Origin of the sequence: Acidisoma sp. S159, from assembly GCF_009766125.1 — a bacterium.
Taxonomy (GTDB): domain Bacteria; phylum Pseudomonadota; class Alphaproteobacteria; order Acetobacterales; family Acetobacteraceae; genus Acidisoma.
This window is the reverse complement of sequence record NZ_LMUG01000041.1, coordinates 71,470-72,595: the sequence shown is the minus strand read 5'-3', so window position 1 is coordinate 72,595 and position 1,126 is coordinate 71,470. Positions and strand designations below refer to the sequence as shown.

Here is a 1,126-nt window from a genome sequence, read left to right as displayed (position 1 = left end):
GACAATCACGGCGAGGGAGGCATCCTAGCGCTCATGTCTCTCGTTGCCGGTCGCGCCGGCCGTGCCGCCCCCGCACTCGTTGCCGTGGGGCTGTTTGGCGGCGCCCTAATCTACGGGGATGGCATCATTACGCCTGCCATCTCCGTACTGAGCGCGCTGGAGGGCATCAATGTCGTCACGACTATCTTCAAGCCCTATGTGATGCCGGCAGCTCTTCTGATCTTATTCGCGCTGTTTGCGGTACAAACATTTGGCACCGCCCGCATCGGCCGCTTTTTCGGCCCCATCATGCTGCTGTGGTTTGCGACGATCGCAGTGCTCGGCTTCCTAGGTCTCGTTCAACGTCCCGAAGTCCTAGCCGCTATCGATCCGCGCCATGGGGTAGATTTCCTTGTCCGCCATGGCTGGCGTAGCTTCATCGTGCTCGGAGGCGTTTTCCTCGCCATCACCGGCGGCGAAGCACTCTACGCCGACATGGGTAGCATCGGCCGTCGCCCGATCCGTCTGTCCTGGTACGGAGTTGTGCTGCCCGCACTGCTGCTCAGCTACGCGGGTCAAACGGCGCTTCTGATCAAGACACCCAACTTAATAGGCAATCCCTTTTTCAAGCTCGCGCCCGGATGGGCCGTCGTTCCGCTCGTCGGCCTCGCGACCATTGCCACCATCATTGCGAGCCAGGCCATCATCACAGGGGTCTTTTCCCTGACCCGGCAGGCCATGCAGCTAGGCTGGTTTCCGGGCTTGCTAATCCGCCAGACCTCCGACAGGGAATACGGCCAAATCTATGTGCCCTTGGTGAACTGGACGATGATGATCGGCACGCTCGCACTGACCTTCGGTTTTGGGAGTTCGGACCGACTGGCGGGCGCCTATGGCACGGCCGTCTCGACCACCATGCTTCTCACGACCGTTCTCCTCTACAACGCGATGCGTGACCTCTGGCATTGGCCGAGATGGATCGCGCTTCCCGCGAGTGGCGCCTTTCTGGTCTTTGATCTCACCTTCTTCGCAGCAAACCTGCTCAAGCTGCGCGAGGGCGGTTGGGTTCCGCTGCTCTTGGGTGTGTTTATCTTCACGATCATGACCACATGGCATCGCGGCGTCGAGGCCATGCGGCGCCGCGCGG

Annotated in this window: 1 protein-coding gene; it reads left to right on the top strand. The window is 61.1% G+C overall.

The features are described from left to right. Window positions 1–1,126, top strand: a 1,126-nt coding sequence (locus GSQ92_RS11785) for a KUP/HAK/KT family potassium transporter (protein ID WP_254066606.1), incomplete at both ends; no start/stop codon positions are given.